Raw genomic sequence first — 20,636 nt, 5'->3', positions numbered from 1 at the left:
AGGGGTCCGCGCGATGGGGCTCGAAGAGAAACTCCCCGGCGGGGTTCTGGTGACCACCGTCGAGAAGCTCGTCAACTGGAGTCGTAAGTCGTCGATGTGGCCGGCCACGTTCGGCCTGGCCTGCTGCGCCATCGAAATGATGACGACCGGTGCAGCCCGGTACGACTTCGCCCGCTTCGGAATGGAGCGGTTCGCCGCCACTCCGCGCCAGGCCGACCTGATGATCGTCGCCGGCCGGGTGAGCCAGAAGATGGCGCCGGTGCTGCGCCAGATCTACGACCAGATGCCCGACCCGAAATGGGTGCTCTCGATGGGCGTCTGCGCGAGCTCGGGTGGAATGTTCAACAACTACGCGATCGTGCAGGGCGTCGATCACGTGGTGCCGGTCGACATGTACCTGCCCGGCTGCCCGCCGCGGCCGGAAATGCTGCTGGACGCCGTGCTGAAGCTGCACGAAAAGATCATGCACGAGCCGCTCGGGCCCAAGCGCCGCGCCGAATTCGAGGAGGCGCGGGCCAACGGCACGCTCAAGCGGTACGGCACGATGCCGTCCTCGTTCCGGTACGACAAGACGCTCCGCAAGGAGTGGGAGCAGGCCGAGGCCGAGGGCCGTACGGAGCAGCTCCGCATCGAAACCGCCGCGAAGCAGATCGAAGCGGGAGTGGCACGCAAGTGAGCACTGACGACGCCGCCCAGAAGGGCATGTTCGGGGTCTCCGGCTCCGGCGACACCTCCGGGTTCGGTGGCCTGGTCCGCCCGGTCACCGACCCGCTCGCGACCCAGCGTCCGTACGGCAGCTACTTCGACGAGGTCGCCGACCTGCTCGGCGAGCAGCTGGCCACGGGAGGCGTCGGGTTCGAGGAGGCGGTCACCCGGGTCGTCGTCGACCGCGGCGAGCTGACGCTCCACGTGCGCCGCGAGCGGATCGTCGAGGTCTGCAAGCAGCTGCGCGACGGCGACGGGCTGCGGTTCGAGCTGCTCAGCTCGGTGTCCGGAGTCGACTACCTGGACGCCCCGCAGGGCACCGACGAGGCGGAGAAAGCCTCCCGCCTGCACGTCGTCTACCAGCTGACCAGCATGACCTACCGGCGCCGCATCCGGCTCGAGGTCGCGGTCACCGTGGAAGACCCGCACGTCCCGTCGGTCACGTCGGTCTACCCGACCGCGGACTGGCAGGAGCGCGAGACCTGGGACATGTTCGGCGTGCTCTTCGACGGCCACCCCGCACTGACCCGGATCCTCATGCCGGACGACTGGGACGGCCACCCGCAGCGCAAGGACTACCCGCTCGGTGGCGTCCCGGTCGAGTACAAGGGCGCGGAGATCCCGCCGCCCGACACCCGCCGGGCCTACCGGTAGAGGAGGTCGTGACATGACACAGGCAACCGACCCCTACGCCGACTCCCGGGAGACCACCGAGGGTCGCGTCTACACGGTCACGGGCGGCGACTGGGACTCGATCAACGCCGAGGACCCGCTGGCCAGTGAGCGCATCGTCGTCAACATGGGGCCCCAGCACCCGTCGACGCACGGCGTGCTGCGCCTCGTGCTCGAACTCGAGGGCGAGACGATCACCGAGGCGCGCTCGGTCATCGGCTACCTGCACACGGGCATCGAGAAGAACACCGAGTACCGCACGTGGACGCAGGGCACCACGTTCGTCACCCGGATGGACTACCTCGCGCCGATCTTCAACGAGACCGGCTACTGCCTGGCGGTGGAGAAGCTGCTCGGCGTCGAGGTGCCCGAGCGGGCCACGACGCTGCGCGTGCTGCTGATGGAGCTCAACCGGATCAGCTCGCACCTGGTCTGGCTGGCCACCACCGGTATGGAGCTCGGCTCCACGACGATGATGATCTACGGCTTCCGCGAGCGCGAGCACGTGCTCGACCTGTTCGAGGAGATCACCGGCCTGCGGATGAACATGGCGTTCGTCCGGCCCGGCGGCCTCGCACAGGACCTGCCACCCGGCGCCGTCGACAAGATCCGCGAGTTCGTGCCGTACATGCGGTCCAAGATCGACGACTACGAGAAGCTGCTGACCGGTCAGCCGGTCTGGAAGGCCCGGACGAAGAACGTCGGCTTCCTCGACGTCACCGGGTGCCTCGCGCTGGGCGTCACCGGGCCCGTGCTCCGCTCGGCCGGTCTGCCCTGGGACCTGCGCAAGACGATGCCGTACTGCGGGTACGAGAACTACGACTTCGAGGTCGTCACCGAGACCACCGGCGACGTGTTCGGCCGCTACCTGGTGCGCATCAACGAGATGCGCGAGTCGCTGCGCATCGTCGAGCAGACGCTGGACCGGCTGGCGCCGGGCCCGGTCATGGTGGGCGACAAGAAGATCGCCTGGCCGGCGCAACTCGCGCTCGGCAAGGACGGCATGGGCAACTCGCTGGAGCACGTCCGGCAGATCATGGGCCAGTCGATGGAGGCCCTGATCCACCACTTCAAGCTGGTGACCGAGGGCTTCCGGGTACCGGTCGGGCAGGTCTACACGGCCGTCGAGTCGCCCCGCGGTGAGCTCGGCTTCCACGTCGTCAGCGACGGCGGCACCCGGCCGTACCGCGTCCACGTGCGCGAACCCAGCTTCGTGAACCTGCAGGCGTTCCCCGCGATGGTCGAGGGTGCCCCGATCGCCGACGCGATCGCGTCCGGCGCCTCGCTGGACCCGGTTATGGGTGGAGTAGATCGATGAGCGAGTTGACCGACGAGACGGTCAGGGCTGACCTGGTCGAGCAGGCCGCGACGATCGTCGCCCGCTACCCCGAGGGGCGTTCGCGCTCGGCGTTGCTGCCGATGCTGCACCTGGTGCAGTCGGTCGACGGGTACGTGAGCCCGCAGGGCATCGCGTTCTGCGCCGAGCAGCTCGGGATCACCAAGGCCGAGGTGGCCGCGGTCGCGACGTTCTACACGATGTACAAGCGTCGGCCCACCGGTGAGTACCTGGTGAGCGTCTGCACGAACACGATGTGCGGGGTGCTCGGGGGAGACAAGGCGTACGAGGCGCTGTCGTCGTACCTCGAGGTGGGGCACGACCAGACCACCGAGGACGGTCGGATCACACTGGAGCACGCCGAGTGCCTCGCGGCGTGTGACTACGCGCCGGTGATGACGGTGAATTACGAGTACTTCGACCAGGTGGACGCCGATTCGGCGCTCTCGCTGGTGAAGAAACTCCAGGACGGCGAGCGTCCGATGCCGACGCGCGGGGCGCGGCTCTGCTCGTTCAAGCAGATGTCGCGGGAGCTCGCGGGGTTCCAGGACGACCGCAGCGCGGTCGCCGACGCGATGGTCGGCGTCGAGCCGACGGTCGCCGGGAACCGGGTGGCGGAGGAGCGCGGGGTGAGTGTCCCGGGCTACTTCCCGAACACGCCCATCCCCAGGAAAGCCGAAAAAGACGCCCAGCCGGCCCCGGCCAAGGCCGCGCCCGGCCCGGCCGCTGCCGCACCGGCGGCTCCTGCCGCACCGGCGGCGGCTTCGCCTGCCGGCGAAACGGCTGTCGCGGCCAAGGCTGACGGGCCGAAGACGGCTGAGCCGGGCGGCGACAAGGCCGCGCCCGCGGACAACAAGCCCGCGGACAGCGCGACCGCGCCCGCGGCAGTCGTCCCGGCGCAGCCGGCGGACGCCAAGCCCGGCGAGTCCGTCGAGTCCGGCGACAAGGCTGAGCCGATCGGGCTCGTTCGGCCGCCTGCCGGTACGGAGCCGGCGAAGAAGGCGGCGCCGCGGAAGCGGACGACCGGGCCGTTGGTGTCGGCCACGGCCGACCCGGCCAAGCGTCGGCCGGCCACCAAGCGCACCACGACGCGGCGCCCGGGCACCGAGCGCTCGGCCCCCGCGGTCGAGCAGGCGCCCACGCAGCCGGCCCAGGCCGCCAACCCATCTCCAGAGGCGCAGTCCCAGATCAAGGACGCCGTTCTTGAAACGCCGGAGAACCCGGCCGAGACCTCGCCGACCGTGCCGGAGCCCGCAGCGGACTCCAAGCCGGCCGGTGACGCACCGCCGACGGACCCCAGGACTGAGAACGCGAAGGGGAACGACAAGTGAGCGAGCGCGAAGTCCTCACCCCGGTACTCACCAAGCGTTGGCTCTCGCCCGAGGCCTGGAAGATCTCGGTCTACGAGCGCCTCGACGGCTACTCGGGCTTGCGCAAGGCGATCAAGTCCCACCCGGACGACCTGATCCAGCTGATCAAGGACTCCGGTCTGCGCGGCCGTGGTGGCGCCGGCTTCCCCACCGGTCTCAAGTGGGGATTCATCCCGCAGGGCGACGGCAAGCCGCACTACCTCGTGGTGAACGCCGACGAGGGTGAGCCCGGCACCTGCAAGGACCTGCCGTACATGATGGCCGACCCGCACGGCCTCATCGAGGGCATCGTGATCGCCGCCTACGCGATCCGCGCGAACTTCGCCGCGATCTACATCCGCGGTGAAGCCGTGCACGCCGCCCGCCGCCTCCGCAACGCGGTGAACGAGGCCTACGCCCGCGGCTACCTCGGCCGCAACATCCTCGGCAGCGGCTTCGACCTGGAGCTGGTCGTCCACTCCGGCGCCGGCGCCTACATCTGCGGCGAGGAAACCGCGCTGCTCGACTCGCTCGAGGGCTACCGCGGCCAGCCGCGCCTCAAGCCGCCGTTCCCCGCTGTCGCCGGCCTCTACGGCGGCCCGACGGTCGTCAACAACGTCGAGACGATCGCGAGCGTGCCGTACATCGTGCTCGGCGGCTCCGAGTGGTGGAAGACGATGGGCACCGAGAAGTCGCCGGGCCCGAAGATCTTCTCGATCTCCGGCCGGGTGAACCGTCCGGGCCAGTACGAGTGTCACCTCGGCATCACGCTGCGCGAGCTGCTCGAACTGGCCGGTGGCATGAAAGAGGGCCACCAGCTGAAGTTCTGGACGCCGGGTGGTTCGTCCACGCCGCTCTTCACCGACGAGCATCTCGACGTCCCGCTGGACTTCGAAGGTGCCGCGGCCGCCGGGTCGATGCTCGGTACGACGGCCGTGCAGGTGTTCAGCGATCAGGACGACGTGGTGTACGCGACCTATCGCTGGATCGCGTTCTACGCGCACGAGTCGTGCGGCAAGTGCACGCCGTGCCGCGAGGGCAACTACTGGATGGTGCAGGTGCTCCGCCGGATCCTGTCCGGGCAGGGCACCAAAACCGACCTCGACACGCTGCTCGACACCTGCGACAACATCTTCGGCCGGTCGTTCTGCGCGCTCGGCGACGGTGCGACCAGCCCGGTCACGTCGTCGCTGAAGTACTTCCGCGACGACTACCTCGACTACATCGAGGGCCGCAAGGCGCCGTACTTCTCGGCCGAGCAGGCCGCACTCGCCGGAGCGCACTGATGACCGTTGCACCTGAGAAAGTCGACACCGTCACGCTGACGATCGACGGCCTGAGCGTCACCGTGCCGAAGGGCACGCTGATCATCCGGGCCGCCGAGGAGCTGGGGATCCAGATCCCCCGGTTCTGCGACCACCCGCTGCTCGAGCCGGTCGGCGCGTGTCGCCAGTGCATCGTGGAGGTCGACGGCCAGCGCAAGCCGGTCGCGAGCTGCACGGCCACGGTCACGCCCGACATGGTGGTCAAGACGCAGCTCTCCAGCCCGGTCGCCGAGAAGGCGCAGCGGGGCACGCTCGAGCTGCTGCTGATCAACCACCCGCTGGACTGCCCGATCTGCGACAAGGGCGGTGAGTGCCCGCTGCAGAACCAGGCGATGAGCAACGGCGCCGCCGAGTCGCGTTTCCGGGACGTCAAGCGCACCTACCCGAAGCCGCTGGCGATCTCGTCGCAGGTGCTGCTCGACCGCGAGCGCTGCGTGCTGTGCGCCCGCTGCACGCGGTTCTCCAAGCAGATCGCCGGTGACCCGTTCATCGAGCTGCTGGAGCGTTCCGCGCTGGAGCAGGTCGGCATCGCGTCCGACGAGCCGTTCCAGTCGTACTTCTCTGGCAACACGGTCCAGATCTGCCCGGTCGGCGCGCTCACCAGCGCTGCCTACCGGTTCCGGGCCCGCCCGTTCGACCTGGTCAGCACGCCGTCGGTGTGCGAGCACTGCGCGGGTGGCTGCAGCTTGCGCACCGACTGGCGGCGCGGCAAGGTCCTGCGCCGGCTCGCCGGTGAGGATCCCGAGGTCAACGAGGAGTGGAACTGCGACAAGGGCCGCTGGGCGTTCGTCTACGCGACCGGCAAGAAGCGGCTCACCCAGCCGCTGGTGCGCAACACCGCCGGTGAGCTCGAGCCGGTCTCGTGGACCGAGGCCTTCGACGCCGCCGCGCGCGGCCTGGAGGCCGCGAAGGACAACGGTGGCGTCGGCGTGCTGCCGGGTGGCCGTCTGACCTACGAGGACGCCTACGCGTACTCGAAGTTCGCGCGGGTCGCCCTGGGCACCAACGACGTGGACTTCCGCGCCCGCCCGCACTCCGACGAGGAGTCGCTGTTCCTCGGCGCGCACGTCGCGGGCCAGGGCATGGGCATCACCTACCGCGACCTGGAGAACGCGTCGAACGTCCTGCTGGTGGCGTTCGAGCCGGAGGAGGAAGCGGCGATCCTCTTCCTCCGCCTGCGCAAGGCCTGGCGCAAGCGCGGCGCGAAGGTCTGGTCGGTGGCCCCGCTGGCCACCCGCGGGCTCGACAAGCTCGGCGGCACGCTGATCCAGGCCACCCCGGGCGCCGAGCCCAAGGTGCTGGACGCGTTGCGCGCCGGCGAGCTGCCCGACCTCACGGCACTGTCCGAGGGGCTGCGTGGACCGGGTGCGGTGATCCTGATCGGGGAGCGCGCGGCGAGCATCCGCGGCGCGTACTCCGCGGCCTCGCTGCTGGCGCTCTCGACCGGCGCGAAGCTCGGCTGGGTGCCGCGTCGCGCCGGTGAGCGCGGCTCGGTCGAGGCCGGCGCGCTGCCGAACCTGCTGCCCGGTGGGCGTCAGGTGTCCTCCGTGGCCGGTCGGTCCGCCGTGGAGGCGGCCTGGGGCGTCTCGCTGCCCGAGGCCCCGGGGCGCTCGGCGTCGGAGATCCTCGCCGCTGCTGCCGACGGCACGCTCGGCGGCCTGGTGGTCGGCGGCGTCGACCCCGACGACATGCCCGACCCGGTGGCGGCACGTGCCGCGCTGGCGGCGGCCCCGTTCGTCGTCAGCCTCGAGCTGCGCTCGTCGGGCGTCACCGAGTACGCGGACGTCGTGTTCCCGATCGCCCCGGTGGCCGAGAAGGTCGGCAGCTTCATCAACTGGGAAGGCCGGGTCCGTCCGTTCGGGCTCACGCTCCAGGGCACCGGCGCGCTGACCGACGCGCGGGTCCTCGACACGCTCGCGTCGGAGCTCGGCGCCTACCTCGGCGCCGCGACCTCCGAGGCGATCCTGGCCGAGGCCACCGCGCTGGGTACGAGCGGCCCGGACGTCGATCCGCCACCGTCCCCGATGGAGCCCGCCGCGCCGCGCGTGAGCGCCGGTGACGGCGAGGCCGTGCTGGCCACCTGGCACCACATGCTCGACCTGGGCACGCTGCAGGACGGCGAGGAGCATCTCGCCGGCACCGCGAAGCCCGCGTTCGCGCACCTCTCACCCGGTACGGCCGCCGAGCTCGGCGTCCGGCCCGGCGCGCACATCCTGGTCTCCACCGACCGGGGAGCGATCCAGCTGCCGGTCGCGGTCACCGAGATGCCCGACCGGGTGGTCTGGGTGCCGACGAACTCGGTCGATTCCCGCGTCCGCCCGACGCTCGGTGTCGGGGCCGGAGACCTGGTGCGAGTCACAGCAGGTTCGGCCAACGGCGCGTCCGCCCCGGTTTCGTCGGGGGTGCCTGGCAGTGTTCCGGCCGACGGTGGCCTGGGCGACGTCGAGGCCCGCGCCACCAGCGACGGCGGTGACCCGGCCGACGGTGGCCGGCCGGCGGTCGACACCGAGGGAGAGGCCTGATGAATACCAGCGCCGTGCTCGCGGCCGCGGAACCGGCGGCGGTCGGCAACGACCCGTGGTGGCTGATCATCGCGAAGATCATCGCGACGTTCGCCATCCTCGTCGTCTTCGTGCTGTTCTCGATCGTCGCCGAGCGCAAGGTCATCGGCTACATGCAGGTGCGGCCGGGGCCCAACCGCACCGGCCCGTGGGGCACGCTGCAGAGCCTCGCCGACGGCATCAAGCTGGCGTTCAAGGAAGACATCATCCCGACGGCCGCTGACAAGGTCGTCTACATCATCGCGCCGATCATCTCGGCGATCGTGGCCATCATCGCGTTCTCGGTGATCCCGCTCGGCCCGAACGTCTCGGTCTTCGGCCACACCACCGCGCTGCAGCTCACCGACCTGCCGGTCGGCGTCCTGTACATCCTGGCCTGCTCGTCGATGGGTGTGTACGGCATCGTGCTCGCCGGCTGGGCGTCCGGCTCGACCTACCCGCTGCTGGGTGGTCTGCGGTCGGCGGCGCAGATGATCTCCTACGAGGTCGCGATGGGCCTCTCGATCGTGCCGGTGCTGCTCACCGCGGGTTCGCTGTCCACCAGCGAGATCGTCGGGGCGCAAGAGAACACCTGGTTCGTGTTCACGCTGCTGCCGAGCTTCGTCGTCTACGCGATCTCGGCGGTCGGTGAGACCAACCGGGCTCCGTTCGACCTCCCCGAGGCCGAAAGCGAGCTCGTCGGTGGTTTCCACACCGAGTACTCCTCGCTGAAGTTCGCGATGTTCTTCCTCGGCGAGTACATCAACATGGTGACGGTGTCGGCGCTCTGCGCGACGCTGTTCCTCGGTGGCTGGCGGGCACCGTTCGGCATCGGCACGATCTGGCCGGGCGCCAACGAGAACTGGTGGCCGGTGCTGTGGTTCATCATCAAGGTGCTCGCAGCCCTCTTCGTGTTCGTCTGGCTCCGCGGTGCGCTGCCCCGCCTGCGCTACGACCAGTTCATGCACTTCGGCTGGAAGGTCCTGGTGCCGATCAGCCTGGTCTGGCTGCTGCTCGTCGCCGCGATGCGCACGATCAGCCGCGAGTACGACCTCTCGACGCGCAACGTCCTGATCGGTCTCGCGGTCGTGCTGCTGGTGGTCGTCGCGCTCAGCCTGCTGGTGCCGGAACGCGCCAAGAAGGAAGTCGACGCCCGCGATCCCAACCCGAGTTCCGACTTCCCGGTGCCGCCGATGGACCTCGTCGTTCCACCGTCGCCTCGGCTGAAGCCGCAGGTTCCCGCCAAGGTCGGCGCGGACGACGAATCGCAGACCGAGAAGGAGGACTGACGTGCTCGACTCCGTCAAAGGCTTCGGTCTGACGTTCTCGACCATGTTCAAGAAGCGGGTGACGATCAAGTACCCGGACGTGCCGCAGCCCGCGGCGCCCCGGTACCACGGTCGCCACGTGCTCAACCGGCACCCCGACGGGCTGGAGAAGTGCGTCGGCTGCGAGCTCTGTGCCTGGGCCTGCCCGGCCGACGCGATCTACGTCGAGGGCGGCGACAACACCGAGGAAGAGCGCTTCTCACCCGGTGAGCGATACGGCGCGATCTACCAGATCAACTACGCCCGCTGCATCTTCTGCGGGCTCTGCATCGAAGCCTGCCCGACGCGGTCGCTGACGATGTCGAACGCCTACGAGCTGGCCAGCGACAGCCGGGCCGACCTGATCTACACCAAGGAGCAGCTGCTCGCGCCGCTGCTGCCCGGCATGGAAGCGCCGCCGCACGCCATGCGGCTCGGCGCGAACGAGACCGACTACTACGTGCAGGGCCCGACGAACCCCGGGGCCTCGGCCGGCGCCGAGCGTCCGGAGCGGGAGACCAAGGAGGTCGTCCGGTGAGCGTTGCTCTGGAGGTGCTGGCCGCTGCCGCACCCGGTGACCCGCCCACCGGCGAGAAGGTGGCGTTCTGGGTGCTCGCCCCGGTTGCGCTGGGCGGCGCTCTCGGCATGGTGCTGGCCCGCAACGCGATCCACTCGGCGCTGTTCCTGGTCTGCACGATGTTCAGCCTCGGTGTGTTCTACGTGCTGCAGGCCGGGCCGTTCATCGGCGTCGTCCAGGTCATCGTCTACACCGGCGCGATCATGATCCTGTTCCTGTTCGTGCTGATGCTGGTCGGCAGGGACTCGTCGGACTCGATCGTCGAGACGCTCCGCGGGCAACGGCTCGCCGCGGTGCTGCTCGGCATCGGACTGGCGGCGCTGGTCACGACCGGGCTCTACCGGGCGCTCGGCGAGGTGTCGGCCACCGGCCTGCGCCAGACGAACGAGGCCGGCGGCGGCAACGTCGACTCGATCGCGGCGCTGCTTTTCACCCGCTACGTCTTCGCGTTCGAGGTCACCAGCGCGCTGCTGATCACCGCAGCGGTCGGCGCGATGATTCTGGCCCACGTCGAGCGCGACAAGGGCGGCGTCCCGACGCAGCGCGAGCGCTCGATCGCCCGGTTCCGGACGGGCAACCACCCGGCCCCCAAGCCGGGCCCCGGCGTCTACGCACTGTCCGACTCGGTGGCCACGCCGGCCCTGCTCCCCGACGGCACGCCCGCCGAGGGCAGCGTCGCGCCGTCGGTCGAGCGGCGCGAACTCGACAGCGGTCTGACCACCCCGAAGGGCTGATCGGCAGTGACACCTACCTACTACCTGCTGCTCTCCGCGGCGCTGTTCACGATCGGCGCCGTCGGTGTGCTCATCCGGCGCAACGCGATCGTCGTGTTCATGTGCATCGAGCTGATGCTCAACGCGGCCAACCTCACGCTGGTCACGTTCTCCCGGATCAACGGCACGCTGGACGGCCAGATCATGGCGTTCTTCGTGATGGTGGTCGCCGCCGCGGAAGTCGTGGTCGGGCTCGCGATCATCATGTCGATCTTCCGCACCCGCAAGTCGGCCTCGGTCGACGACGCGAACCTGCTGAAGTACTGAGGGGACAAGCGCCGTGGAGTATGCAGAGCCGACGGGGTCCCTTTCCCTGCTCTGGTTGTTGATCGCGCTGCCGCTGGGCGGTGCGCTCGTGCTGTTCCTGCTCGGTCGCCGCGCGAACACCTGGGGGCACCTGCTCGGGTGCGCGACGGTCGGCATCGCGTTCGTGCTGGGCGTCGTCCAGTTCTTCGAACTGCGCGGACTGGGCGAGGAGGGCCGGCAGATCTCCCAGCACCTGTTCACGTTCATCGACGTGGGCGGGCTGAAGGTCGACGCCGGGCTGCTCTACGACCCGCTGTCGGCGGTGTTCGTGCTGCTGATCACCGGCGTCGGGTTCCTCATCCACGTGTACTCGATCGGGTACATGTCGCACGACGAGGGTCGGCGGCGCTTCTTCGCGATGCTGAACCTGTTCGTGGCCGCGATGCTGCTGCTGGTCCTCGGCAACAGCTTCGTCGCGCTCTACGTCGGCTGGGAGGGCGTCGGTCTGGCGTCGTACCTGCTGATCGCGTTCTGGTACACGCGCCCGGAGGCCGCCACCGCGGCGAAGAAGGCGTTCATCATGAACCGGGTCGGCGACGTCGGCCTGGCGCTGGCCATCTTCCTGCTGTTCGCGACGCTCGGCGACACGTCGTTCGAGGGCGTGTTCAACTCGGTCGACCAGCTCTCGTCGACGACGGTCACGATCGTCGCGCTGCTGCTGCTCCTGGGCGCCTGCGGTAAGTCCGGCCAGTTCCCGCTGCAGGCCTGGCTCCCCGACGCGATGGCCGGCCCGACGCCGGTCTCCGCGCTCATCCACGCGGCGACGATGGTCACGGCCGGTGTCTACCTGATCGCGCGCTCGTCGCCGATCTACGACCTCACCGAGACCGGCCGCACCGTGGTCTGCGTCATCGGCGCACTCACGCTGCTCATCGGTTGTGTGATCGGCTGCGCCAAGGACGACATCAAGAAGGTGCTGGCGTACTCGACGGTCAGCCAGATCGGTTACATGTTCCTGGCCGTCGGGCTCGGCGGTGAGGCCTACGCGCTGGGCATCATCCACCTGCTCGCCCACGGCTTCTTCAAGGCCGGGCTGTTCCTCGGCGCCGGCTCGGTCATGCACGGCATGAACGACCAGGTCGACATCCGGCGGTTCGGCGGACTGGCGAAGTACATGCCGATCACGACGGTCACGTTCGGGCTCGGCTGGCTGGCGATCATCGGCATCCCGCCGCTGTCCGGTTTCTTCTCGAAAGACCCGATCATCGAGCACGCCTTCGACCGGCCCGGCTGGTCCGGCTGGCTGTTCGGTGGCGCGGCGCTGCTCGGTGCGGGCCTGACCGCGTTCTACATGACGCGGCTGTTCGTGCTGACGTTCCTCGGTAAGCCGCGCTGGCCCACCGCGGAGGACGAGCAGATCGGCGGGGCTCCGCACCCGCACGAGTCGCCGCTCTCGATGACCGTGCCGATGATCCTGCTGGCGGTCGGCTCGGTCGCCGGTGGTTTCCTGCTCACCCAGGGCGACCGGACGGTGCACTGGCTCGAGCCGGTGCTGGTCCGCGGCGCCGAGGCCCCCGAGGCAGCGCACAAGCTCGAGCCGATCGTCATCACCGCGCTGGTCATCGTCGTCTCGCTGGTCGGGGTCGCGCTGGCCTACCTGATCTTCCGCGGTGGCACCGCCAAGGCGGAGCAGCCGGCTAACCAGCTCGTGGTGGCCGCCCGGCGCAACCTGTACGCGGACGCGTTCAACGAGGCCGTGTTCATGCGGCCTGGCCAGTGGCTCACCCGGGCCCTGGTGTACGTCGACAGCCGAGGGGTGGACGGCTTGGTCAACGGCCTGTCCGCCGCGGTGGGTGGCGGTTCCGGCCGCCTACGCCGCCTGCAGACCGGCTTCGTCCGGTCCTATGCCCTGACGATGCTCGGAGGTGCGGTCGTGGTGCTGGCGTCGCTGCTGGTGGTGCGGCTCGGATGAACGGTCCCTGGCTCCCCGTACTGACCGCGCTGCCGCTGGTCGGCGCGATCGTTCTGGCGTTCCTGCCCAAGGGCGCCGACCGGCTCGCGAAGCTGCTGGCCCTCGGCTGGTCGCTCGCGGTGCTGGTGCTGACGATCGTGGTCTGCGCCAACTTCGACCCCGACGGCGACCGGTTCCAGTTCGTCACGTCGTACACCTGGATCCCGCAGTTCGGCACGCGGCTCGCGTTCGGTGTGGACGGCATCGCGCTGGTGATGCTGGCGCTGATCGCCGTGCTGACGCCGATCGTCCTGCTGGCGTCCTGGCACGAGTCGGGCCAGGGGCGCCGCTCGGTCAAGACGTACTACGCGCTGATGCTCGCGCTGCAGACCTGCATGATCGGCGTCTTCGTCGCCACCGACGTGTTCTTCTTCTACGTCTTCTTCGAGGCGATGCTGGTCCCGATGTACTTCTTGATCGGGTCCTACGGTGGCCCGCAGCGGCAGTACGCGGCGGTCAAGTTCTTCCTGTACTCCCTGGTCGGCGGTCTGTTCATGCTGGCCAGCGTCATCGCGCTGTACGTGGTGAGCGTCCGCGAGCTGGGCGAGGGCACGTTCGCCTTCGACAAGCTCGCCGGAATGGACATGTCGACCACGGCCGGGCGCTGGATCTGGCTCGGGTTCTTCGTCGCGTTCGCGGTGAAGGCGCCGCTGTTCCCGTTCCACACCTGGCTGCCGGACGCCGGTGGCCAGGCCCCGATCGGTGCGGCCGTGCTGCTCGTCGGCGTGCTGGACAAGGTCGGCACGTTCGGCTTCCTGCGCTACAACCTGCCGCTGTTTCCGGAGGCGTCGCGGTTCTTCGCGCCGCTGGTCATCGTGCTCGGCATCATCGGCATCCTGTACGCCGCGCTGCTGGCGATCGGCCAGAACGACATGAAGCGCCTGGTGTCCTACACCTCGGTGGCCCACTTCGGGTTCATCGCGATCGGCGTCTTCGCGTTCACCACGCAGGGCGGCTCCGGTGCCGTGCTCTACATGGTCAACCACGGCATCGCCACCGGCGCGCTGTTCCTGGTGGTCGGCTTCCTCATCGCCCGCCGCGGCTCGGCGCTGATCGCCGACTACGGAGGCGTGGGCCGGCTCGTCCCGTGGATCTACGGTGCGTTCTTCATCACCGGCATGGCGTCGCTGGCGCTGCCGATGACCAACTCGTTCGTCAGTGAGTTCCTCGTGCTGCTGGGCGTCTTCTCGCGCAACCCGGTCGCGGGTGTCGTCGCGACGCTCGGCATCGTGGTCGCGGCGCTCTACGTGCTGTGGATGATCCAGCGCACGATGCACGGCCCGGTCAACCCGACGCTGATGGGCGAGGCCATCGACGACGAGGGCAAGCCGAAGTGGCGTGACCTGAGCCGCCGCGAAGCCTGGGTCATCGCCCCGCTGCTCGTCCTCATCATCGGCTTGGGCGTCTACCCGAAGCCGCTGCTCGACGTGATCAACCCGGCAGTGAAGGCCACGCTCACCGACGTGGGCAAACAAGACCCGCAACCCACTGAAGTGGCCGGAGGGAACCGATGAACATCGAGGCGCCGAAGCTCGACTACGCGGCGCTCTCGCCGATCCTGATCCTGATCGGCGCGGCCTGCGTCGGCATCCTGATCGAGGCGTTCGTGCCCCGCCGGGCCCGGCACTTCGTTCAGGTGGGGCTCTCGCTGGTGGGGCTCGCCGCCGCGTTCGTCGCGGTGGTGCTGGTGGCCCAGCGCGAGGTGATCACGGCGGCGGGTGCCATCGCGATCGACGGCCCGGCGCTGTTCCTGTCCGGCAGCATCATCGTGCTGGGCGCGGTCAGCATCCTGCTGATGGCCGAGCGGTCGCTGGACGCCGGTGGTTCGTTCGTGGCGCAGGCCGCTGTGGTCGCGGGCTCGCCGCCCGACCGGCGTCTGGCCAGCGAGCCGACGTCGCACACCGAGGCGTTCCCGCTGGCGATGTTCGCGCTCGCGGGGATGCTGGTGTTCGTCTCGTCGAATGACCTGCTGATGATGTTCATCGGCCTGGAAGTGCTCTCGTTGCCGCTGTACCTGCTGTGCGCGCTGGCCCGTCGCCGGCGGCTGCTCAGCCAGGAGGCCGCGGTCAAGTACTTCCTGCTCGGTGCGTTCGCCTCGGCGTTCTTCCTGTACGGCGTCGCGCTGATCTACGGCTACGCGGGTGCGATCGACCTGGCGTCGATCCACGATGCGGTGAACGGCTCGCAGGCCAACGACGCGCTGCTGTTCATCGGTCTGGCGATGTTGCTGATCGGCCTGCTGTTCAAGGCCGGCGTCGTGCCGTTCCACTCCTGGACGCCCGACGTGTACCAGGGCGCCCCGACGCCGGTGACCGCGCTGATGGCCGCCTGCACGAAGGTGGCGGCGTTCGGCGCGATCCTGCGGGTGTTCTACGTGGCGTTCCAGTCGACGAAGTGGGACTGGCGGCCGGTGCTGATCGGCATCGCGATGCTGACGATGATCGTCGGTTCGGTGCTCGCGGTCACGCAGACCGACATCAAGCGCCTGCTGGCGTACTCCTCGATCGCGAACGCGGGCTTCATCCTCACCGGTGTGGTCGCGCTCAACGAGCGGGGCGTCTCGTCGACGCTGTTCTATCTCGCGGCCTACGGCTTCACGACGATCGGTGCGTTCGCAGTCGTGATGCTCGTCCGCGACTCCGATGGCGAGGCCACGCACCTCTCCCGGTGGGCCGGGCTCGGCCGCCGGTCGCCGCTCTACGCCGGCGTGATGACGCTGTTCCTGTTGGCGTTCGCGGGTCTGCCGCTGACCAGCGGTTTCATCTCCAAGTTCGCGGTGTTCGCGGCCGCGATCGAGGGTGACGCGGTATCGCTGGTGATCGTTGGTGTCATCGCCAGCATGGTGCTCGCTTTCCCGTATCTTCGGGTAATTGTGCTCATGTACCTGTCTGACCCTGCTGAGGATGGTCCGACCGTTTCGGTTCCCGGCGGTTTCACCGCCGCTGCCCTGACGATCGGGGTGCTCGCCACACTCGCCCTTGGCGTGGTGCCGACTCAACTGCTCGACCTCGCCGGGCAGGCGGCACAATTTGTTCGATGAACACGCGCACAGCAGGGATGGACGTGGCACCCACCGGCACAGGTCTGCTCGGCATCGAGGCCATCGAGCCTGAGTTCGCCGCTTCCGTCCGCGCCGGCCTGGCGCAGGTGGAAGACGCGCTACGCACCGCGGTGTCGGACGCCGACCCGCTGGTGCACAGCGCGGCGCGCCACCTGGTCGAGGCGGGCGGCAAGCGGTTCCGGCCGCTGCTGGCGCTGTCGGCGGCACACTTCGGCAACGCCGGAGCTGATGCCGTCGTGCAGGCAGCAGTGGTCGCCGAGCTGACCCACCTGGCGACGCTCTACCACGACGACGTCATGGACGAGGCGCCAGTGCGGCGCGGCGCACCGAGTGCGAACGCGCGCTGGACGAACACGATCGCGATCCTCACCGGCGACTACCTGTTCGCCCGGGCGTCGGACCTGGTGGCCGATCTGGGGCCGGACGCGGTGCGGCTGCAGGCCCGCACGTTCGCCCGCCTGGTCACCGGTCAGATCCGGGAGACCGCGGGGCCGGCCGAGGGCGACGACGCCGTGGAGTTCCACCTCCACGTGCTGGCCGAGAAGACCGGGTCGCTGATCGCGACGTCGGCGCGGTTCGGGGCGATGTTCTCCGGGTGCGGCCCGGCGATCACCGAGACGCTCACCGCGTACGGCGAGGAGATCGGGGTGGCGTTCCAGCTCTCCGACGACCTGCTCGACATCGCGTCCACGTCGGCGGAATCGGGCAAGACGCCCGGCACCGACCTTCGGGAGGGCGTCCCGACGCTGGCCGTGCTGCACGCGCTGGCCGGGAACGACCCGGCCGAGGCGCGGATGCGTGAGTTGATCGCGCGGCCGATCACCGATGACGACGAGGTGGCCGAGGCGCTCGGTCTGCTGCGGAAGTCGCCGGGCATGGCCAGTGCCCGCGAGACGCTCGCCGCGTACGCCCAGCGCGCCCGGGACCTGCTGGCGACGCTGCCCGACGTCCCGGCCCGGAACGCGCTCGAGTCGCTCACGTACTACGTGGTGGACCGGACTAGTTAAAGAGCTCCAGCGGCAGGCCGCGGACCACGAAACGGTAGTCGCGGCCGTCGCGGAGCTCGGGGTCGTGCCACCGCACGAGGTAGCGGTCGTCGCCGTGGTGCCGCACCTCGAGAGCGCACGACGAGTCGTCGACGAGCGTCTGCCAGCTCCCGTCCGATCGCCACTCGACGCGGACGATCGGCTCGTGCCAGGTCAGGTCGCCCGGTGCGGCGTCGAACCAGCCCTGCTCCCAGTAGGCGTCCTGTTCGGCGGTGACGTCGACGAAGCGGGCCTTTCCCGCCCGCCGAGGGCTGCCGCCGGAGCCGGGTAACGGCCAGTACCGGTGCACGCGCAGGTCGAACGTCCGCTCCGGTGGGGCCTCGGTCACCATCGCGCCCGGTGCCACGCGCGCGGCGAGGGACGCGGCGTGGGCCGCCAGGAACGCGTTCGTGTTCGGCCCGTAGAGCGTGTGGCCGCCCTCGTAGTGCTGCCGCGAGTACTCCTCGGGAGTCGTGCAGTACCCGGCGTACTCGTTGGCCACCGACGACACGATGACGTCGCCGGGGCCGACCGCCGACGCGATCCGGCGCCCCGCGTCGACAGTGATCTCGAACGGCGCTCCGACCAGCACGGCGGAACCGATCCGCAGGACGTGCACCGGGATCACCCGCGGGAAGTGCCGCAGCGGCACGACCGCCGGTTGCAGCCAGCGGGAGCCGATCACCCACTTCGCACCGTGCGGGTCGTCCGGGGCGTGCGGCTTCGGGACGCCGGCGCGGAACGGCGGGACGCGGTGCACGATCGGCGTCACGTTCTCGAAGGCACCGGCGATCAGTGCGGCCCCCAGCGCCGGGCGCTCCGGAAGCGTCACGCCGTCGATCGAACGGTCGGCCGAGAGATCGACCTCGCGCAGCCCGGCGCCGAGTTCCCAGTCGGCGGTCGGCGTCAGCGACGCGTGCAGCTTCGCCGCCGCCGCGCCGATGCCACGCCCCACCCGGGCAGCCTCGACGTCACCGGCCCGGCCCGGGCGCAGCGCGGGTGCGACGTCGGCATGCGTCCCCTGCAGTGCACCCACCACCGGGGCGCAGCCCCGCATCTCCTCGTAGACGTACGCCCAGAGATCGGCGTTGTAGACGCTGTTGCGCATCGGGATGCCGGTGCCGTGGACGCCGAACACCGCCAGCGCGGCGATGGGGTCGCCGTCGGTGCCGTCCACCCGCAGCAGGCGCAGCCGCGGATCGATGGACGCGTAGGTCCGCTGAGGTGCGATCCGCCGACCGTGCTTGTCGGCGTTCTCGACGTGGGCTGCCAGTGACCGGTTCCGGGTCAGACCCCAGACCTCGGTCTCGCCCCAGGCGGCCAGCGCCGGACGCCGGGACTCGACCGCCCGGGCAACGCCGGAGCTGATCTGCTCCACCAGGAACTCGGTCCAGGCCGGGTCGAAGCCGGGCCGGTTGGACGCGAAGCCGTTGTAGAGATCGGTGCCGAGGAACTGACCTGGAGCGCCGTGGGTGTGGGTCGCGCCGACGAACAGGCCCGCAAGCGGGGTACCGGTGCGGGCCGCGACCTGGCGCTGCACGACTGACGATCCGCCCAGCAGGTCGCACGCCACGATCGTCACCGACGCCGTTCCGGCGCGCAGGTGCAGCACCCGGGCGCGTAACCGGCCCCGGAAACCGACGCCGGTGCGGGCGTTGCGGGAGTACCCGGCCTTGGGGAGGCCCGGTGGCGGCGTGAGATCGACAGCGGCCGCGCCCGCCAGCAACGCGGGCACCGGCTCCAGCGGGGGCGGTGCGGGCGTGCTCACCGTGAACCTCATCGGGCCAGTAGTACCTGAGAGCTAGACCGGGTGTGGCTAATGACGGTGATTCGCCGGACGTCTCGAATCCATAGGTTCGGACGTGTCGAAACCGAGAGAGGACGCACCCATGACCGCGACCGCCGTAGCCCGGCCGATCTCCAACCCGATTGCCCGTGCCTTCGACGCGGACACCGCGCGTTCGGCCGGTTACCTCGCCGTCGGGTTCCTCACCGGCATCCTCGGCCTGATCACGTTCATCCTGGTCGTGACGTTCGGCGCTACGTTCTCCGCGCTGATCGTCGGCGTACCGGTGCTGTTGGCCGCGCTGGCGGTCAGCCGGGGGATGGCGGAGGTCGAACGGCGCCGGGCCGCGATCCTGCTCGGAACGCCGGTGCCGATGCCGTATCCGCTGGTCAGTGGAAGCCTGCTGCAGCGGATCCGCCAGTGGCTGGCCGCGCCGTCGACCTGGCGGGACCTGCTGCACCACCTACTCGTCTTCCCGGTGACGCTGACCGCGGCGGTCGTGGCGCTCTCGTTCTGGGCGGCGGCGCTGGGCTCGATGACGCTGTGGACCTGGTACTGGTCCATGCCGGACGACAAGATCTACCTGTTCGGTGTCTGGGACAGCCACAACCCGTTCGTCATCGACAGCTTCGGCTCGGCGATGCCGTGGGTCGGCGTCGGGATCGTGCTGCTCTGGGTCGCCGGGTGGGTCACCAAGGCGATGGCGCGCATGAGCGTCCGCTACACGGAGTTCCTGCTCGGTCCGAGCCAGTCGGGTCGCTAGACCGTACTGATCACCGAGAACAGCTCCGCGAGCCGGCCCTGCGGGAGGCCGGCTTTCGCGGCGTTGGCGCCGTTCCACTGCTCGATCCGCGACCGCATCGCGTCGAGCTCGCCGGGCAGCTGGCTGACGTGTTCGCGCAGCGCGGCGATCTTCTGCTCGAAGACGTCGGTGATGTCGACGCCGTGATCGGCCGTGGGGGTGCCGGAGAACCACATCTCCCGGACCGTCCAGGGCTCCAGCCCCTCGTCGCGGAGGAGCGTCGCGTGGGCGAACGGGTTGCGCGCGTCGGGGTAGACCGCGTCGAACGTCGCCTCGCCGATCCGGACGTGGTCGCCGTGGGCCGACGGGGTACGTGACCAGTCGCGGACCGGCGACGTGGTGAGCACCCGGTCGGGCCGCACCCGGCGGATCTGCCGGGCGATGTCCCGGCGCAGCTCGTTCGTGACGTAGAGCGCGCCGTCGGGGTAGCCGAGGAACGTCACGTCGGTGACGCCCACGACGGCGGCCGCCGCACGCTGCTCGGCCTCGCGGATGCCGGCCATCGAGTCGCGCGGGGTGGCCTCGTCGAAGCCGCCCGCGTCACCGCTGGTGGCGATCACGTAGGCGACCTCGATGCCGGCCTTGGTCCAGGTGGCGACCGTCCCACCCGCGCTGAAGTCGACGTCGTCGGGGTGCGCGGTGACGACCAGCACGCGCTCCACGTCGTCAATGGGGCTCACAGAATTCGGAAAGCTCACTCCATCGAGATTACAGCGGTCCCCGACCGGCCCTCAGGACGAGCATCGCGAGCTGGGCGCCGTCGGCGCCGAGCTCGCGGCGGAACTTGTCGACGATGGCCTGCTCGCGGGCGAGCACGAGCCGGGTACCGCCGGCGGCCATGCGGGCGACGCCGACCTGGCGGCTCAGCTCGGCGCGCTCGCGCCAGATCCGGATCAGTTCGTCGTCGGCGGCGTTGATCCGTTCGCGGAGCGCGGCGATCTCGTCAGCGGTCTCGGTAGTCACGGCGTGCTCTTTCCTGTTCGCGGCGTCCGGACCATCGGGGCGCACAAAAAACGCCCCGGGGCCGGGCCCCGGGGCGTCGAAGTTGTCTTGGTTCAGACGACGATGACGGCTGCCGGATGCCCGGAGCCGTAAAAAAATCGTGCCGTCAGTCGAACCAC

At 69.8% G+C, this 20,636-nt stretch carries 17 protein-coding genes and 1 pseudogene; 15 read left to right on the top strand and 3 right to left on the bottom strand.

Annotated features, from left to right (window positions below; all coding sequences use genetic code 11):
- Nucleotides 1-13: 13 nt before the first annotated feature.
- The 14 genes and pseudogenes from ACGFY5_RS32830 to ACGFY5_RS32765 all read left to right on the top strand — a co-directional run bounded on the left by ACGFY5_RS32830 (nt 14) and on the right by ACGFY5_RS32765 (nt 16,909).
- The gene (locus ACGFY5_RS32830; protein ID WP_392726068.1) at nt 14-676 is read left to right on the top strand and encodes a NuoB/complex I 20 kDa subunit family protein; all 663 of its coding nucleotides are present in this window, start codon (nt 14-16) and stop codon (nt 674-676) included.
- Entirely contained in the window at nt 673-1,359 is a 687-nt protein-coding gene (locus ACGFY5_RS32825) for an NADH-quinone oxidoreductase subunit C (protein ID WP_392726066.1), read from the top strand. The genes ACGFY5_RS32830 and ACGFY5_RS32825 overlap by 4 nt, the downstream gene beginning before the upstream one ends.
- Before the next feature lie 13 nt (nt 1,360-1,372).
- Nucleotides 1,373-2,695: an NADH-quinone oxidoreductase subunit D gene (locus tag ACGFY5_RS32820; RefSeq protein WP_392726063.1), complete on the top strand. Its 1,323-nt coding sequence runs from the start codon at nt 1,373-1,375 to the stop codon at nt 2,693-2,695.
- Nucleotides 2,692-3,585 (top strand): annotated as a pseudogene (nuoE, locus tag ACGFY5_RS32815) (NADH-quinone oxidoreductase subunit NuoE); the annotation flags it as partial. The gene ACGFY5_RS32820 and the pseudogene nuoE, both read left to right, overlap by 4 nt.
- Before the next feature lie 455 nt (nt 3,586-4,040).
- Nucleotides 4,041-5,348, top strand: coding sequence for an NADH-quinone oxidoreductase subunit NuoF (nuoF, locus tag ACGFY5_RS32810; protein ID WP_392726061.1), 1,308 nt, complete (start codon nt 4,041-4,043; stop codon nt 5,346-5,348).
- A complete protein-coding gene (locus ACGFY5_RS32805) occupies nt 5,348-7,909 on the top strand; it encodes an NADH-quinone oxidoreductase subunit G (protein WP_392726059.1) in 2,562 nt (853 codons plus the stop codon). The genes nuoF and ACGFY5_RS32805 overlap by 1 nt, the downstream gene beginning before the upstream one ends.
- Nucleotides 7,906-9,216 (top strand): NADH-quinone oxidoreductase subunit NuoH, encoded by a 1,311-nt coding sequence (nuoH, locus tag ACGFY5_RS32800; protein WP_392726380.1) that lies wholly within the window; start codon nt 7,906-7,908, stop codon nt 9,214-9,216. Before ACGFY5_RS32805 ends, nuoH begins: the two co-directional genes overlap by 4 nt.
- Before the next feature lies 1 nt (nt 9,217).
- Complete coding sequence (gene nuoI / locus ACGFY5_RS32795) at nt 9,218-9,772, top strand: NADH-quinone oxidoreductase subunit NuoI (RefSeq protein WP_392726057.1); 555 nt, start codon at nt 9,218-9,220, stop codon at nt 9,770-9,772.
- On the top strand, nt 9,769-10,545 hold the full coding sequence (locus tag ACGFY5_RS32790; RefSeq protein ID WP_392726054.1) for an NADH-quinone oxidoreductase subunit J: 777 nt from the start codon (nt 9,769-9,771) through the stop codon (nt 10,543-10,545). The genes nuoI and ACGFY5_RS32790 overlap by 4 nt, the downstream gene beginning before the upstream one ends.
- A 6-nt stretch (nt 10,546-10,551) precedes the next feature.
- Nucleotides 10,552-10,851 (top strand): NADH-quinone oxidoreductase subunit NuoK, encoded by a 300-nt coding sequence (gene nuoK / locus ACGFY5_RS32785; protein ID WP_392726052.1) that lies wholly within the window; start codon nt 10,552-10,554, stop codon nt 10,849-10,851.
- A gap of 13 nt (nt 10,852-10,864) precedes the next feature.
- Nucleotides 10,865-12,802, top strand: a complete 1,938-nt coding sequence (gene nuoL / locus ACGFY5_RS32780; protein WP_392726050.1) for an NADH-quinone oxidoreductase subunit L — start codon at nt 10,865-10,867, stop codon at nt 12,800-12,802.
- Nucleotides 12,799-14,355, top strand: a complete 1,557-nt coding sequence (locus ACGFY5_RS32775; RefSeq protein WP_392726047.1) for an NADH-quinone oxidoreductase subunit M — start codon at nt 12,799-12,801, stop codon at nt 14,353-14,355. Before nuoL ends, ACGFY5_RS32775 begins: the two co-directional genes overlap by 4 nt.
- Nucleotides 14,352-15,881 carry an NADH-quinone oxidoreductase subunit NuoN gene (gene nuoN, locus ACGFY5_RS32770; RefSeq protein ID WP_392726046.1) on the top strand — a complete coding sequence of 510 codons (1,530 nt, stop codon included), beginning with the start codon at nt 14,352-14,354 and terminating at the stop codon, nt 15,879-15,881. Before ACGFY5_RS32775 ends, nuoN begins: the two co-directional genes overlap by 4 nt.
- Complete coding sequence (locus ACGFY5_RS32765; protein WP_392726043.1) at nt 15,878-16,909, top strand: polyprenyl synthetase family protein; 1,032 nt, start codon at nt 15,878-15,880, stop codon at nt 16,907-16,909. The genes nuoN and ACGFY5_RS32765 overlap by 4 nt, the downstream gene beginning before the upstream one ends.
- On the opposite strand, the gene ACGFY5_RS32760 is transcribed toward ACGFY5_RS32765, so the two are convergent.
- Nucleotides 16,902-18,707, bottom strand: a complete 1,806-nt coding sequence (locus ACGFY5_RS32760) for a neutral/alkaline non-lysosomal ceramidase N-terminal domain-containing protein (protein ID WP_392726041.1) — start codon at nt 18,705-18,707, stop codon at nt 16,902-16,904. The genes ACGFY5_RS32765 and ACGFY5_RS32760 overlap by 8 nt on opposite strands.
- Nucleotides 18,708-18,816: 109 nt before the next feature.
- Between ACGFY5_RS32760 and ACGFY5_RS32755 the strand changes: the two genes are divergently transcribed.
- Complete coding sequence (locus ACGFY5_RS32755) at nt 18,817-19,476, top strand: sensor domain-containing protein (RefSeq protein WP_392726040.1); 660 nt, start codon at nt 18,817-18,819, stop codon at nt 19,474-19,476.
- Here the strand turns inward: ACGFY5_RS32755 and ACGFY5_RS32750 are convergent.
- Entirely contained in the window at nt 19,473-20,195 is a 723-nt protein-coding gene (locus ACGFY5_RS32750; RefSeq protein ID WP_392726037.1) for a PIG-L deacetylase family protein, read from the bottom strand. The two genes, ACGFY5_RS32755 and ACGFY5_RS32750, sit on opposite strands and share 4 nt — an antisense overlap.
- 28 nt (nt 20,196-20,223) lie before the next feature.
- Nucleotides 20,224-20,478: a chorismate mutase gene (locus tag ACGFY5_RS32745; protein WP_392726035.1), complete on the bottom strand. Its 255-nt coding sequence runs from the start codon at nt 20,476-20,478 to the stop codon at nt 20,224-20,226.
- Nucleotides 20,479-20,636 lie beyond the last annotated feature (158 nt).

The sequence above is a fragment of the Cryptosporangium sp. NPDC048952 genome (genome assembly GCF_043197895.1).
Taxonomy (GTDB): domain Bacteria; phylum Actinomycetota; class Actinomycetes; order Mycobacteriales; family Cryptosporangiaceae; genus Cryptosporangium.
This window is presented reverse-complemented; position numbering and strand designations above follow the sequence as displayed.

Bases quoted from the DNA above. Each gene is read 5' to 3' on its own strand.
- ACGFY5_RS32820 (WP_392726063.1), top strand. From the start codon at position 1,373: ATGACACAGGCAACCGACCCCTACGCCGACTCCCGGGAGACCACCGAG.
- ACGFY5_RS32830 (WP_392726068.1), top strand. From the start codon at position 14: ATGGGGCTCGAAGAGAAACTCCCCGGCGGGGTTCTGGTGACCACCGTC.
- ACGFY5_RS32775 (WP_392726047.1), top strand. From the start codon at position 12,799: ATGAACGGTCCCTGGCTCCCCGTACTGACCGCGCTGCCGCTGGTCGGC.
- ACGFY5_RS32760 (WP_392726041.1), bottom strand. From the start codon at position 18,707: ATGAGGTTCACGGTGAGCACGCCCGCACCGCCCCCGCTGGAGCCGGTG.
- ACGFY5_RS32765 (WP_392726043.1), top strand. From the start codon at position 15,878: ATGAACACGCGCACAGCAGGGATGGACGTGGCACCCACCGGCACAGGT.
- ACGFY5_RS32805 (WP_392726059.1), top strand. From the start codon at position 5,348: ATGACCGTTGCACCTGAGAAAGTCGACACCGTCACGCTGACGATCGAC.
- ACGFY5_RS32755 (WP_392726040.1), top strand. From the start codon at position 18,817: ATGACCGCGACCGCCGTAGCCCGGCCGATCTCCAACCCGATTGCCCGT.
- nuoN (WP_392726046.1), top strand. From the start codon at position 14,352: ATGAACATCGAGGCGCCGAAGCTCGACTACGCGGCGCTCTCGCCGATC.